Here is a 14,678-nt window from a genome sequence, read left to right as displayed (position 1 = left end):
GCATGAGCCTGAAGGAATGGAACGACACCGCGCGCCCCTACCCGCGCGACGCCGTGCTGCCCGAGCTGTTCGACGCCCAGGCCGCCCGGACCCCGGACGCGCCCGCGCTGACCGGCGGCGGCCGGACGCTGACCTACCGGGAGCTGGCCGGCCGCGCGGACGCGCTGGCCAGGGTGCTGCGGCGGCAGGGCGTGCGGGCGGGGACGCCGGTGGCCCTGCCCGTGGAACGGTCGGCCGAGACCGTCGTGGGGATCTGGGCCGTGCTCAAGGCGGGCGGCGCGTACGTCCCGCTCAACCCCGAGGACCCGCCGGCCCGGCTGCGCGAGCTGACCCGGCGGCTGGGCGTCGAACACGTCGTGACGCGCGCCGACCGGCGTCCGTCGCTGGACGCGCGGCACGTGCTGCCGCTGGACGGACCGGTGCCCGAGGCCGGGCCGCTGCCCCCGAAGGTGGCCTCGGCGACCGATCCGGCCTACGTCATCTTCACCTCCGGATCCACCGGCGTCCCGAAGGCGGTCGCCGAACCGCATCGCGGGCCCGTCCGGCTGGCGACGGGCACCGACTGCGCCGCGTTCGGCCCCGACGACGTCGTCCTGGCCACCACGAACCCGACGTTCGACGTGTCCTGCTTCGAGATCTTCGGGGCGCACCTGAACGGCTCCCACCTGGTCGTGCCCGAGCCCGAGGCGCTGTTGTCGCCGCCGGACCTGGCCCGCGAGCTACGCGAGCGCGGCGCGACCGTGATGTGGCTCAGCGCGGGCCTGTTCCACCAGCTCGGCTTCGCCGACCCCGGCATGTTCTCCTCGCTGCGCTACCTGGTGGCGGGCGGGGACGTGCTGAACCCCGACTGCGTGCGCGGCGTCATGGCCGCCGGCCCGCCCGAGCACCTGGTCAACGGCTACGGCCCCACGGAGAACGGCACGTTCTCCACCGCCCACGAGGTGACCGGGCTGCCGCCGGACGCCGAACGCGTGCCCATCGGACGGCCGATCGCCAACTCCACGTGCTACGTGCTGCGCGAGGACGGCAGCCCGTGCGAGCCCGAGGAGGAGGGCGAGCTGTACGTCGGCGGCGACGGCGTGGCGCTCGGCTACGTGGGCGACGAGGAACGCACGGCCGAACGTTTCCTGCCCGACCCGTTCCTCGGCGGGGACGCGCGCATGTACCGGACCGGCGACCGGGCGGCCTGGCGGCCGGACGGCGTGCTGGACTTCCTGGGCCGGCTGGACCGGCAGGTCAAGATCAGCGGCCACCGGGTGGAGATCGGCGAGGTCGAGTCGGAGCTGGCGGCCCATCCGGAGGTGCGCGAGGCCGCCGTGGCCGTACGGGAGTCCGGGCGGGGCGACCGGGCGCTGGTGGCGTGGGCGGTGCCTCGGCGGCCGGCGGACCGGCGGTCCTTCGCGCTGCGGGTGCGGGCGTTCCTGCGGGACCGGCTGCCCGCGTTCATGGTCCCCGGCCGGGTGGCGGTCGCCGACGAGCTGCCGCTGAACAGCAGCGGCAAGGTCGACACGCGCGCCTTGGCCGGGACCGGCGACCAGCCGCCGGCCGGCCCCGCCGACCCGCCGCGGGGCGAGGTCGAGCGGTACTCGGCCGAGGTGTGGGCGGCCGTCCTCGGCACGCCGGTGGAGTCCCGCGCCGACGACTTCTACGAGCTCGGCGGCACGTCGTTGCAGGCCGTCCAGATCGTCACCGCGCTGCGCGCCCGTCCCGGCATGGGCGGCCTCCCCGGCCCCGCGCTGGTGCGCGCGCTGCTGTACTCGACGTCGCTGGAGGCGTTCGCCGCCCGGATCGCCGCCCTGCGCAGCGGCGCCGACGGCGGCGTGGAGAGCGAACCGACCGTGGACTTCGCCCGGGAAGCCCAGCTCGACCCCGGCCTCCGCTTCGGCCCGGCCGACCCGGCGCCCCCTCGGGAGATCCTGGTCACCGGCGCGACCGGCTTCCTGGGCGCCTTCCTGGTCCGGCGGCTGCTCGACGCCACGGACCTGCGCCTGTCGTGCCTCGTACGTGCGGCGGACGGCGAGGACGGGCTCCGCCGGGTCGGCGCGGCCCTGCGCAGGTACGGCCTGCCCGCGGCGGACCTCGGCACGAGGGTGACCGCGGTGCCCGGCGACCTCGCCCGGCCCGGCCTGGGACTCCCGCAGGCAGAGCTGGACGGGCTGGCCGACCACACGGACGTGATCCTGCACGCCGCCGCCCAGGTGAACTTCGTCTACCCCTACTCCCGGCTCCAGGACGCCAACGTCGGCGGCGTGCGCTCGCTCATCCGCCTGGCCGCCCACGGCGGGCGCGCGCGCCCGTTCCACCACGTGTCCACGGTGGACGTGCTCGCCGCCGCGGACGGGCCGCCCACCGGCGGGCGCGTGCGCGAGGACGATCCGCTGCCGCGCCCGGAACGGCTGCGGCAGGGGTACGCGGAGACCAAATGGGTGGCCGAGGCCCTGCTGGGCGAGGCCGCGGGGCGCGGGCTGCCGGTCGCCCTCTACCGGCCGTACGAGATCACCGGCAGCCGGGACCGGGGCGTGTGGAACACCGGCACCATGATGGCCGCCGTGATCAAGGCGATCGCCGAGACCGGGCTCGCGCCGGACGTGCCGCTCCGGCTGGACTTCGTCCCCGTGGACTACGTGGCGCAGGCCGTCGTGGCGCTGCTGGCCGGGGCGCCCGCGCGCGGCCGGGTCTACCATCTGGCGAACCCGCGCCCCGCCGCCCTGCCCCTGCTGGTCGAGCGGCTGCGCCGGCAAGGCTACCCCGTCCGGGTCATCTCCAGGGAGGACTGGGTCCGGGAGATGGAACGTCTGTGCGCCGCCGACCCGGCCGCGCCGCTGGCCGGGTACCTCACGCTGCTCACCGGTGAGGAGGCCGCGGACGGCTCCGTGACGGCCCGGCAGCTCACCGGCGCCCTGCCCGAGCCGGATCTCACGAACCTGGCCGAGGCGGTCCCGGACGTGCCGGCCGCCTGCCCGCCCGTGGACGCCGGGCTGCTCGACCTCTATATCGGCTGGCTGCGCGAAACCGGCTACCTGCATCAAAGCACAGCAGCACCCCGGGAAACACATTCTCCGCGCGGTTCACGTGGCTAAGTTAACATTTACAGGAATGCCTGAGTGGCCGGCGCGGCACAATCGATGCGGGCGATGATGATCTCACTTGATATTCTGGGCCCATTGGAAGTCAGGGTCGATGAAGACCGGATCCAGATAGCCGGCCCGAAAAAACGCTCGTTGTTCGCCGTGCTGCTGCTCCGGCACGGCGACGTCGTCCCGGTCGAGGACCTGGTCGCCGAGTTGTGGCGGGACGACCCGCCCAGGCATGCGGCGAACGCGCTGCACGCGCACGCGTCCCGGTTGCGAATGTCCATCATGCGCTGGCAGGAACGCCACGGCCTGGAAATATCGCTGCAGACCCGCTATCCCGGATATTGTCTCCAGGTTCCGGCCGACGCGATCGACGCCGTGCGCTTCGAAAAGCTCGACGCGGCGGCGAACACGCTGAAGTCGGCCGAGCCGGACAAGGCCGTCGCCCTCCTGCGCGAGGCGCTGGCGCTGTGGCGCGGCCCGGCGCTGCAGGACGTGCCGCGCGGCCCGATCAGGGACCAGGCCGCGCAGCTCCTGGAGAGCCGCCGGATGCTGACCACCGCCAGCCTCATAGAGATCAACCTCGACCTGGGCCGGCACGTCGAGATCATCCCCCAGCTCGAGGCGCTGGTGCTGCAGAACCCCCTGGAAGAACGGCTCTATTCCCAGCTGATGGTCGCGCTGCATCGCGCGGGCCGGCCCGCCGACGCGCTCGGAATCTACCAGCTCGCCCGCGTGTCCTTCGCGAAAGAGATCGGGCTGTCCCCCTCGCCCGCGTTGGAAAGGCAAATGCTGGCCATTCTCAATCGTTCCACCAAATAGCCGGACGAGAAAAGGAGAAACCGATATGAAGACCGACCGCAGGCTCGACGCCGTCTCCCTCGTGCAGGAGATCGACCGGCGGACGGCGGAAAATCCGATCAACAATCCGATCGTCGCGAAATTGCGTGAGGGGCGGTTCGCCCTGGCGGATCTGCGGCGGCTGCTGGAATTCGAGGTGCGACTGAACCGCACCGAGCTCGCCGCCTACGCGCTGGCCGCGTCCAGATTCACCGGCCGGCCGGAGGACGTGTACTGCCTGCAGCTCCAGGAAATGGCGTCGCGCGCCCGGACGAAACTGCTGGACTGCGCGCGCGTGCTGCCCATCGAGCCGCGCACCGGAGCCGACGGGCAGGCGGAGGGCTTCACCGCCTACGCCTACAGCTCCTATCTGAGCTGGCTCGCGCTCAACGCGAACCGGGCCGGTCTGGGCGCCGCCTCGCTGGTGGACGTCCGCTCGTACTTCTCCACCTCCGACGAGCTGGGCGCCTGGTTGCGCAGCTCGGGCATCGGCGCGCCCGAGGAGGCGGTGGCCTTCTACGGCAGTGAGCCGGAGGGGCTGAGCGCGTCGGCCGTCGCCTTCATCCAGGCCGGGCTCGACGCCGGCGACGACCCGGACGAGGCGCTGCGCCTCAGCGACGTGATGCGCGACGTCATGGGGTACTTCTGGCGAGCGGTGTCGACCGGCTGACGCTCCGGCGGCCCGCGGACCGGGCCCTGCCTGCATCCCTAACCCCGGCCCGTGCCCCGCGGGCCGGCGACGAGGGCGGTCAGGGCCTCGGGCGTCGGATGGTCCTGGACGGCGGACACCGGAAGCCGGACGCCGCACACCTCCTCGACCCGCTGGACGATGCGGGTGGCCGCCAGCGAGTGGCCGCCGAGGTCGAAGAAGTCGGATCGGGGGCCGACGTCGTCCACCATGAGGACCTCACGCCAGATCTCCACCATGCCGGTCAGGGGGATGGTCATCGTCCGCTCCTGTTCTGCTCCTGCGCCAGCCGTCGCCGCACGCCGGGCCGGTCGATCTTGCCGTTGGGCGTCAGCGGGATCGCCGGGCCGGGCACGACTCGGGTGGGGATGGCGCTCTCCGGCAGCTCCGCCGACATGAAGCGCCGCAGTTCTCCCACGGTGGGGCACGGCCCGGACACCACGACGAGCGCGCCGAGGGCACGAGTGTCGCCGACGGTGGCGACGGCCGCCCGGCGGACGCGCGGATGGCGCAGCAGCGCGGCCTCGATCTCGGCGGCCTCGACGCGGACGCCGCGCACCTGGAGCTGGCCGTCGTCCATCCGCCCCTGGAACTCCAGCTCGCCGCGAGCGTTGACGGCAGCCAGGTCGCCCGTCCGGTACCAGCGGCCGGGAAGGCCGGGCAGGGTGACGAAGCGGCGGGCGGTCTCCTCGGGCCTGCGGTGGTAGCCGAGCGCGAGCACCGTACCGCCGATGTGGATCTCGCCGGTGCTCCCGGCCGGCACGGGTCGCCCCCGCGGGTCCACCAGGACGACGCGGGCGCCGTCGATCGGCCGGCCGATGGGCGGCAGGCCCGAGTCCGGCACCCGGCCGACGGTGTGCCAGGTGGCGCAGACGGTCGCCTCGGCGGGCCCGTAGTGGTTGACCAGGTCCCAGCCCCGGGGGAGCCGGCGCAGGCGCAGCGCGTCACCGCCGGTGAGCATCGTGCGCCAGGGGATGTCGTCGTCGGCGTCCAGCTCGACGATCAGCTCGGCGAGCGGGGTGGGGGCGAACAGGATGTCGATCGCCCGCTCGCGGCCGAACTCGACCAGCTCCACGGGCGAGACCCGCACCTCGTCGGGTGCCACCACGAGCGTGCCCCCGGCGGACAGACAGGGCCAGATCTCCCAGACGGCCGCGTCGAACCCCAGGCCCGCGGTGTGCAGCTGACGGGTGCGCGGCCCTGTCCGGTAGGTGCGGTGATGCCAGGCGACCAGGTTGGCCAGGCTCTTGTGGCCGATCAGGACCCCCTTGGGCGTCCCGGTGGTCCCCGAGGTGTGCACGATGTAGGCGGCCCGGGTTCGGGCCGGCCGGTACTCCGTCCCGCCCCGGTCGAGCTCACGGGGCGTGCGGCCGGAGCGGCCGGACACCAGGATCGTGTCCGGCCCCAGTTGGTCGAGGAGGGCCCGTTGCCGCCGCCGGGGGAGCGCCACGTCCACGGGCGCGTACGGGCGGCCGGACAACATGGCCGCCAGCGCGGCGACCACGAAGTCGCGCCCCCGCGGCAGGCGCACGCAGACCGGCGCGCCGGGCGGGCCCGCCCGGTCCAGGGCGGCGGCGCCGCTGACGGCGCGCCGTAGCAGCTCGCCGTACGTGAGGCCGCCTCGGTCGTCCTCGATCGCGACGCGGCCGGGATGGGCGGCGGCGATCCGCGCCACCATGTCGGGCACGGTCACGTTCATGGGCGGCTCACCTCTCGCGTGGTCGGGGGCAGGACGTCCTGCACGGCGCGGGCGATCGCGGCGGCCCCCTCGCCGGTCAGCACGCTCCAGTGGTCCCTGGGGATCGGCCGCACCCGTACGCCTGCCGGGTACAGGGACGACAGCCACCGTTCCAGCCACCGGCAGCGGCGCGGCGAGGCGCCGGCCCGCAGGACGACCGCCGGGCAGGGCGCCGGGCGCGGGCGGTGGCGCAGGAGCGCGCGCAGGTTGCGGCGGTAGACCCCGGCGAGGTCGAACCCGTCGCCGGACGCCTCGACGAGCCCGGCGATGCGCCGCCCGGTCTCGGTGGCGGCTCCGGTGGCGGTCCCGGTGGCGGATCCGCCGGGGCGACGGCGGGCACGGCGCAGGTGGCGCAGATGGGTCAGCGCGTCGGCCAGGTGGCGGGGGTGGGCGCCCACGGGGATGCCGGGCCCTGGCGGCGGATGGCCGTCCACGCAGATCAGGAGGGCGACCGGGTCGCCGTCACGGGTCAGTTGCCTGGCCATCTCGTGGGCCACGACCGCCCCCATCGACCAGCCGAGCAGGACGACGGGCAGCCCCTCCGGCCGTACCCGCCGGAGCTGTCGTACGTGGCCGGCGGCCAAGGCCTCGACCGTGCCGGGGTGGCGGGTCCCGGGGACGAGCCCGGGGGTGTCGAAGGCGTGGCAGGTCCGGCCGGTCAGGGCGGCGGCCAGCGGCCGATAGGCGAGCGAGCTGCCCGACGCGGGCGGCACCAGGAAGATCGGGGCGGGCAACGTGCCCCGGGCGAGGAGCGCGGGCCCGTCGTCCGGCCTGTCGTCCTGCTCGTCGTCGGCGGAGTGCCGGTCGGCGAGGTCGATCAGCTCGCCGACGGTGGGGCGTCCGGCGAGGTCGAGCAGGTGGCCGAAGGTGGGGCGTTCGGCGAGGACGCCGACCGGGATCTCGGCCCCCAGCCGCTCCCGCACGGCGGCGGCCAGCCGGACCAGGCCCAGGGACTCGCCGCCCAGCCGGTAGAAGTCGTCGTCGGGGGAGACCGCGTCCACGCCGAGCGCGTCCCGCCACAGGTCCTCCAAGGAGGTGCGGGCGGCGTCCGGACGGTCGCGGGTGGTCGCGGGCGGCGGGAGCGGGGCGGTGTCGTCCGGCGTGACCGGGTCGAACGGCGGGGCCGGGAGCGGGCGCCGCCAGGCCCCGGCGTCGTCCCGGTCGGGGTGGTCTTGGTCGGGGTCGTCCACGTCCGCCCAGTTCACGGGGGCGCCGTGGGCCCACAGGGAGCCCAGCGCGTCGAGCACGCCGGTCCTGTCCGTGCCGTGGCGGCCGGGGAGGGCGACGGCCGCGAGATCGGCGTTCCAGAACGGATGGCGCCGCACGGAGGCCGTCGTCGCGGTCCCCGCGCCCAGCTCGGCGAACAGCTCGGCCGGGCCGGACAGCAGGTTGCCCACGCAGGCGCGCATCCGGACGGTGCCGCACAGCTGCGCCACCCAATAGCCGGGATCGGCCGCGGTCCCGGCGTCCAGGGGCTCGCCGGTGAGGCCGGACAGCACGGTGAAGTCGAGGCCGCCGCGCACGGGCGTCCTGGCGACGGCCCGCGACAGCGCGTCGGCGGCGGCGCGCATGGACGGGGAATGGAAGGCGTGGCCCGTGCGCAGCGGCGTGTGGGCCACTCCGGCCGCCGCCAGCTCCGCGCGCAGCCGCTCGACGCGTTCGCGCGGGCCGGCCAGGACCGTACGGCCGACGTCCTCGACCGCCACCGACAGGCCGGTGTCCCGCCCGAACCCGGGCACCGCCTCCGCCACCCGGTCGAGCGGCAGATCGACGGCCAGCATCCGGCCGGGCGGGCAGCCGCGCATCGCGGTCGCGCGCTCCGCCACCAGGACCAGGGCGTCCTCGAACGTCCACAGCCCGGCGGCGGCCACCGCGGTGTACTCGCCCAGGCTGGAGCCCAGCGCGGCGACCGGCCGCAGGCCCCAGTCCATGAGCTGGCGCGCGATCCCGTAGCCGAGCACGAACAGGTTCACCTGCTGGACGAGCGTGTCGCCGCCGTCCCGGCCCAGCACGTCCGGGTCGAGCCCGAGCCGCTTCGCGAGGACGGTCCGGGCGCGCGCGTCGGCCTCCCGCACGGCCGGCAGGCAGGCGCGCAGCGCCTCGGCGGCGCCGCCGAGGCGCGGACCGCCCTGGCCGGGGAACAGCAGCGCGACCCGCCCGGCGTCCCGCGCCCGCAGCGGAGTGGTCTCCCTGGCCAGCTCGCGGACGGCCGCCTCCGGCGTCTGCGCCACCACCGCCCGCCGCAGGGGCAGTTCGCGGCGGCCGCGGCTCAGCGTGCGGGCGGCGTCCGGCAACGAGGGAGCGTCCGCGGCGCCGAGCCGGTCGGCGAGGTCCTTGCGGTAGGCGGACAGGGAGGGCCCGCTGTGCGCCGACAGGCACAGGACCCGCGGCCCGGGGCGGGGCGTGCTCGCCGCCGGCGTCGGCGGCGAGGCGAGCACGACGTGGACGTTGGTCCCGCCCATGCCGAGCGAGCTCACCCCGGCCAGCGCGGGGCCGGGCCACGGCCGCCGCTCGGTCGCGACGTGGAAGGGGCCGCCGTCCAGACCGAGGTCCGGGTTGGGGCGCTCGAAGTGCGCGCTCGGGACGATCTCCTCGTGCCGGAGCATCAGCGCGGTCTTGATGAGGCCCGCGACGCCGCTCGCCGCGCCCGCGTGCCCTATGTTGCCCTTGACCGAGCCGAGGCCGCAGAACCCGGCTCGCCCGGTGTGCGCCTGGAACGCCTGGGTCAGGGCGGCCACCTCGACGGGGTCGCCGAGCCGGGTCCCGGTGCCGTGCGCCTCGACGTAGGACACCTCGGCCGGATCGACGCCCGCCGCGTCGAGGGCTCGCGACGTCACGTCCCGCTGCCCCTGCACGGACGGAGCGGTGAAGCCCACCTTGCGGGCGCCGTCGTTGTTGACCGCCGACCCGCGGACGACGGCGACGATCTCGTGCCGCTCGCGCAGGGCGTCCTCCAGCCGCCTCAGCACCACGACGCCCACGCCGTCGGCGGGCACGGTGCCGCGGGCCCCGGCGTCGAAGGGCCGGCAGTAGCCGTCCGGCGAGAGCACGTCGCCCTCGGCGTGCCGGTAGCCGCCCTCCGGATGGACGCCGATGCGCACGCCCCCGGCCAGCGCCACGTCGCACTCGCCGTCGCGCAGGCTGCGGCAGGCCAGGTGCACGGCCAGCAGCGAGGTCGAGCACGCCGACTGCACCGTGATCGCGGGCCCGCGCAGGCCGAGCTTGTAGGCGACCCGGGTGGCCAGCATGTCCTTGTCCCAGGAGGTCTCCGGAGCGCCCTCCTTGATCAGCGGAGGGTCGCAGCCGCCGAAGACGCCGATCGCGCCGTCGAAGCGGGCCGGGTCGAGGGCGGCGTCGTCGAGCGCGAGCGAGGCCGTCTCCAGGAACACCCGCTGCTGCGGATCGATGGACGCCGCCTCGGCCCGGCTGTAGCCGAAGAAGCGCCAGTCGAAGAGGCCCGCCCCCGGCATGACGCCGTACGCCGCGACGAACCCCTCGCCGGACGGGTCCGCGCCGCCGCGCGGGCTCGGGCGGCGCTCGATCGTGTCGGCGCCGGCGCGCAGGTTGTGCCAGAACCGCCGCACGTCCGCCGCGCCGGGGAAGCGGCAGGCCATGCCCACGATGGCGATCAGGTCAGACATGCCCGCCTCCTTCCACGGCCGCCGCCACGCCGTCCGCGGCCAGGCGGGCGGCCAGGGAACGCACGGTCGGGCAGGCGAAGAGCACCGTCACGGGCACCTCGGCGCCGAGCTCGTCCTCCAGCCGCGCCTGGACGCGGGTGAGCAGGCCGGAGTCGCCGCCGGCCTCGAAGAAGTTGTCGTCCACGCCGATCACCGGCCGGCGCAGCACCTCGCGCCACACGCCCAGGACGTGCTCCTCCAGCGCCGCCGCCCGCCCGGCCGGGCGGACGGGGCCTTCCGCGTCCTCCCGGGGCGGGGCGGCCGCCGGCGGGCCGCCGGATCTCAGCGGCGTGGTCCGGCCCCGGGCGAGGTCGTCCAGGGCCGCGGCGACCAGCCGGGCGAGGCGGGCCGCCTCGCCTTCGTCCAGCAGGCCGCCCCGGCAGGTGACCGTCCCTTCCAGGCCGCCGTCCGCGGTCGTCCAGACCGTGATCATGACGGGGTGGGCGGCGTGCGGCCGGATCTCCGGGAAACGCATCCTGGTCAACGGGCGCCCGCCCAGCTCGGTCGGCTCGCCGGCGTCGCCGGTCTCGAAGGCGAGCAGGACTTCGCAGTACGGCGCCGCGTCCAGCCGCCGGGCCGGACGCAGCCGGGCCACGACCCGCTCGTAGGGCACGTGCTGGTCGTCGAGTGCTTCGGCGAGCTGGCCACGCAGGATGGCGACCAGCTCGTCCGGCGTGCTGGCCGGCTCGGCGCGGGAACGCAGGACCACCAGGTTGACGCACGGCCCGACGGCCTGGGCGAGCGCGGGATCGGCCCGGTTCTCGGCGGGCACGCCGAAGGTGACGTCGTCGCGTCCGGTCCAGCGGTGCAGAGCGGCGGCCACGGCCCCGGCCACCACCGTGAACGGGGTCGCCCGCAACCGCCGCCCGGCGGCGCGCAGCTCCTCACGCCGCACCGGCGGCAGCGGGACCGTGACGGGCTCCTCGCCGGGATGTGCGGACGGCCGCAGGATCGTGCCCGGCGCTCCGGCGAGACGCCGTTCGGCACGGGCGAGCGCGGCCTCGTCGTCCCCGGCGAGTTCGGCCGCCGCGACGTCGCGGAACTGGGGCCCCTCCCATGGCGGCGGCGCGCCGCCCGCCAGCGCGGCGGCGTAGCAGCGGCCGAGGTCGCGCACGAGGACGCGCACCGAGCCCCCGTCGGTGACCAGGTGATGCTGGCGCAGCACCAGCACGTCGTCCCCGGCGGCAGGGCGCAGGACGGCCAGGTGCAGCAGCCGTCCCGCGGCCGGGTCCAGCGCGGGAGCCCCGGCCGCCCATCGCGCGACGTCGTCCTCGGACACCTCCCGCGCCCGGACCTCCCGCACGTCCACGTCCGGCTGCCAGGGTTCGCCGACGAGCCGGCGCAGTCCGTGCTCGCCGACGTGGAAGCGGGTGCGCAGGATCTCGTGCCGCCCGGTCAGCTCGGCCGCGGCCCGGCGTAGCGCGCCGTCGTCCAGCCGCCCGGCCGCCCGCCAGGCGACGGTCTCCTGGTAGGAACCGGGCAGCAGGCGGTCGGCCAGGTGGATCTGCCGCTGGGTGGCCGAGGCCGGCGCCTCGTCCGCGCCCGCCTTGCGCAGGTCGGCGGCGGTCTCGGCGAGCGCCTGGACGTCGAGCTTGCCGTTGACGGTCAAGGGCAGGCCGGGCACGGTGGCGTAGGCGTGCGGGAGCATGTAGGGCGGCAGCCGTTCGGCCAGGTGGCCGCTCAGCTCGTCGGGCGCCGGCGGCGCGCCCGAGAGCACCAGGTAGGCCACGATCCTGCCCTCGGAGCCGCCCTCCAGCAGCACGGCCGCGTCGCCGACGCCGGGGTGCTCGCGGAGCCGGGCGGCGATCTCGCCCGGTTCGATCCGGTAACCGTGCCACTGGAACTGGTCGTCCATGCGGCGCAGGTAGAGCAGGCCGCCGTCGGGGCCGAGGCGGGCCAGGTCACCGGTCCGCAGGAGCACGTCCTCGCCGAACGCGTCCCGCACGAACCGTTCCCGGTCGAGCTCCGGCCGGCGCAGGTACCCGGCGGCGACGCCCGCTCCGCCGAGCCACATCTCGCCGGTCGCGCCCTCCGGGACGAGCCGCCGTCCCGTACGCGGGTCCACCAGGTGCACGCTGGTGTGCGGGAGGGGGTGGCCGATCGGGCTGACGTCCCGCTCGCAGTCCTCGGCGGTCACCTCGTGGACCGTGGCGTGGACGGTGGCCTCGGTGATCCCGTACAGGTTGACCAGCCGGACGCCCTGATGGCGGCGGCGCCAGTCGCGCAACCGGGGCGGGTCCAGCCGCTCGCCGCCGAACAGCACGTACCTCAGGTCCGGCAGCGGCTTGGGGTCGGCGTCGTCCACGGCGACGAGCCGGGCGAAGGCCGACGGCGTCTGGTTGAGGACGGTGACGCGCTCGCGCAGCAGCGTCTCGCGCAGCGCCCAGGGGTTCTGGACGTCCCCGTCCGGCAGGACGACCAGCCGGCCGCCGGTGGCCAGGCAGCAGAAGATCTCCCAGACCGACAGGTCGAAGGCGCAGGAGTGGAACTGCGCCCACACGTCGTGCGGCGAGAAGCCGAAGGGGAAGTGCGGGCCCGAGATCCGGGCCACCACGTTGGCGTGGGTGACCAGGACGCCCTTCGGCTGCCCCGTCGTGCCCGAGGTGTACAGGCAGTAGGCGGGCGACGATCCCGGGAGCTCCGGAAGCGGGCCGTTCCCGGCGCCGGACGGCCCGGCCGCCGCCCGGACGGCGTCCAGCGTGACGGCGCTGTCCTCCCCTGACGGGGTCTCCTCGACCAGGAGCCGGCTACGGCTGTCCTGGAGGATGAACGAGGCCCGCGAGCCGGGATGGCGGGGATCGATCGGGACGTACCAGGCGCCCGCCAGGAGTGTGCCGAGGATGGCCTCCACAGTGGCGGGGGCGGGCGGCAGCCTGAGCGCGACGGGATCTCCCGGCCGTACCCCCATCGCGGCCAGACCGCCCGCGATCCGGGTGGCCCGTCGCCACAGCTCGCCGTACGTGACGCGCTCGCCGCCCCCGACGACCGCCACCGCGTCCGGCTGCGCCTCCGCCCGTGCCCGGACGAGACCGTGGAGGGTCCCCCCGGACGCCTGCCGCCCCGCCGGTTGCGGATCCGGGGGTGTCACGAGGTCGAGGTCGCCCAGCCGCCGGTCCGGCGATCCCGCCACCGTGTCCAGCAGCGCGCCCAGGTAGCCGGCCAGCTGTCCGACGCGTTCCACGGCCGGGCGGGGGCCGGACACGCCCAGCCATGCCCGTGGCCGGCCGTCCTCCAGAGCCAGGCGCACGTGCAGCGGGCCCGGTGCGTCCCGGCCGGGACCGGCCGTCCGTACCGTGAGGGTGTCCGGCGGCGGGGAGAGCGCGGGGCACTGCGCCACCTCCCGGCACAGCAGGGAGAACGGGACGTCCACCCCCACCCGCACCTCGACCGTCCGGGCCGAGCCGTCGCCGGGGCGGTGCAGGGCGAGCCGCACGCCGCCGTCCGCGCCGTACAGGGACAGCAGCGCGCCCAGGCCCGCCACGAGAAGGACCGCCGGCTCCCGCGCCGCGTCCGGCGGAACGGGGACCGGCCGTTCCACGGTCGTCCCGGGCAGTCCCGGAGAGGCGTCGCCGCCCACCTCGGCCAGGAACGCCTCTATCCCTTCCTGCGGTCGTCGTGTCACTGGGAGCTCCCGTTCGACTGGTCAGGTGGTCGCGTGAGCGGCTGCTCGCGTGATCGTGTGCCCGCTGGATTCCGCGGGCCGGGCGCCCGCCCCTACCCGGCCCTCCGTGGGGGCACACGGCGACCGCCGCGCACGTCAGAGCCCTGTCACAGCACGATCAGCCGCACGTCAGGCCGGGTTGGCAGAAGGGGAGGCGGACGCACGTCCCATCGACGACGGGAGAACCATGTACACCGACTTCGAGCCGACCCCCCTGGCGGGCCAGGCCGTACGGCGGCTGCGGCAGATGCGGGACGACAACCCCGTACGCAACCGGTTCCTCGAACGCATGGACGCCGGGACGCTCACGATGGACCACGTCAGGCAGCTCGTGGGCGTGACCCACAAGTGCCACCAGGCCGAGATCACGGCGTTCGCCACGCTGATCGCCCGCGACCCCCACCCGCTCGCGGTCGAGTTCTTCGACGGCATGCTCGGCCTGATCCACCGGGCCCGGCCCAAGCTGCACAAGGTGATGGCCGCCCTGGACCTCGACGAGGAACGCCTGCACCGCTGGCCGGCCGACCCCGCCGCCTACCAGGTCGCCGGGACGTGGGGCTGGCTCGGCTTCCTCGGCACCCAGGCCGACGCCGCGCTCGCCCTGTACTGGGACATGGTCCGCTACTTCCCCGACAGCGACGAGATGCTCGCCCGCCTGCCCAAGACCGGGCTCGACGTGCCGGAGGAGTTCGTCGCCTACTACGGCGGCGGGCAGTCCGACGAGCTCGAACGGCAGGCGCTGGCGGTGGCCGAGCACGGGCTGCGGCGCGGACAGAGCGCGGACGACGCCGTCTTCGCCGCCCGCCTGATGGAGGAGAGCATCGGCCAGTACTGGGCCGCCGCGGCCGCCGACCCGCACGAGCCCCGGCCCTGACCCCGGCGGTCTCTTCCCGGAGTCGCGGCTCTTCGCCCCGCGACCTGGATCTCCGTGTGTGACGCCCGGCGGCGCCGGCGCACGTCGTCACCGTCTTGTGCGGCGACGACTAATGCGGTGGAC

Annotated in this window: 8 protein-coding genes; 4 read left to right on the top strand and 4 right to left on the bottom strand. The window is 75.5% G+C overall.

Translation table 11 applies throughout. The features are described from left to right. Positions 1–2: 2 nt before the first annotated feature. The 3 genes from ACNF49_RS38580 to ACNF49_RS38570 are packed head-to-tail and all read left to right on the top strand — an operon-like array spanning position 3 to position 4,584. A complete protein-coding gene (locus ACNF49_RS38580) occupies positions 3–3,080 on the top strand; it encodes an amino acid adenylation domain-containing protein (protein WP_482940731.1) in 3,078 nt (1,025 codons plus the stop codon). A 24-nt stretch (positions 3,081–3,104) separates the two neighbouring features. Beyond that, the gene (locus ACNF49_RS38575) at positions 3,105–3,896 is read left to right on the top strand and encodes an AfsR/SARP family transcriptional regulator (protein ID WP_482940730.1); all 792 of its coding nucleotides are present in this window, start codon (positions 3,105–3,107) and stop codon (positions 3,894–3,896) included. 25 nt (positions 3,897–3,921) lie between these two features. Beyond that, positions 3,922–4,584: a hypothetical protein gene (locus tag ACNF49_RS38570; RefSeq protein WP_482940729.1), complete on the top strand. Its 663-nt coding sequence runs from the start codon at positions 3,922–3,924 to the stop codon at positions 4,582–4,584. 38 nt (positions 4,585–4,622) lie between these two features. Here the strand turns inward: ACNF49_RS38570 and ACNF49_RS38565 are convergent, their stop codons facing one another. Genes ACNF49_RS38565 through ACNF49_RS38550 form a run of 4 tightly spaced genes read right to left on the bottom strand, consistent with a single transcriptional unit; the run spans position 4,623 to position 13,642 of the window. Then, positions 4,623–4,862, bottom strand: a complete 240-nt coding sequence (locus ACNF49_RS38565) for an acyl carrier protein (protein WP_357988788.1) — start codon at positions 4,860–4,862, stop codon at positions 4,623–4,625. Continuing rightward, positions 4,859–6,301 (bottom strand): amino acid adenylation domain-containing protein, encoded by a 1,443-nt coding sequence (locus ACNF49_RS38560; RefSeq protein WP_482940728.1) that lies wholly within the window; start codon positions 6,299–6,301, stop codon positions 4,859–4,861. Before ACNF49_RS38560 ends, ACNF49_RS38565 begins: the two co-directional genes overlap by 4 nt. Beyond that, positions 6,298–9,981: a type I polyketide synthase gene (locus ACNF49_RS38555; RefSeq protein ID WP_482940727.1), complete on the bottom strand. Its 3,684-nt coding sequence runs from the start codon at positions 9,979–9,981 to the stop codon at positions 6,298–6,300. Before ACNF49_RS38555 ends, ACNF49_RS38560 begins: the two co-directional genes overlap by 4 nt. Then, on the bottom strand, positions 9,974–13,642 hold the full coding sequence (locus ACNF49_RS38550; protein WP_482940726.1) for a non-ribosomal peptide synthetase: 3,669 nt from the start codon (positions 13,640–13,642) through the stop codon (positions 9,974–9,976). Before ACNF49_RS38550 ends, ACNF49_RS38555 begins: the two co-directional genes overlap by 8 nt. A gap of 226 nt (positions 13,643–13,868) precedes the next feature. Between ACNF49_RS38550 and ACNF49_RS38545 the strand changes: the two genes are divergently transcribed. Next, positions 13,869–14,555, top strand: coding sequence for a hypothetical protein (locus ACNF49_RS38545; RefSeq protein ID WP_482940725.1), 687 nt, complete (start codon positions 13,869–13,871; stop codon positions 14,553–14,555). The last annotated feature ends 123 nt before the right edge of the window (positions 14,556–14,678 follow it).

It is taken from the genome of Actinomadura sp. ATCC 39365, from assembly GCF_054392275.1.
Note: the sequence above shows the minus strand (reverse complement) of the source record. Positions and strands in the feature narration are given on the sequence as shown.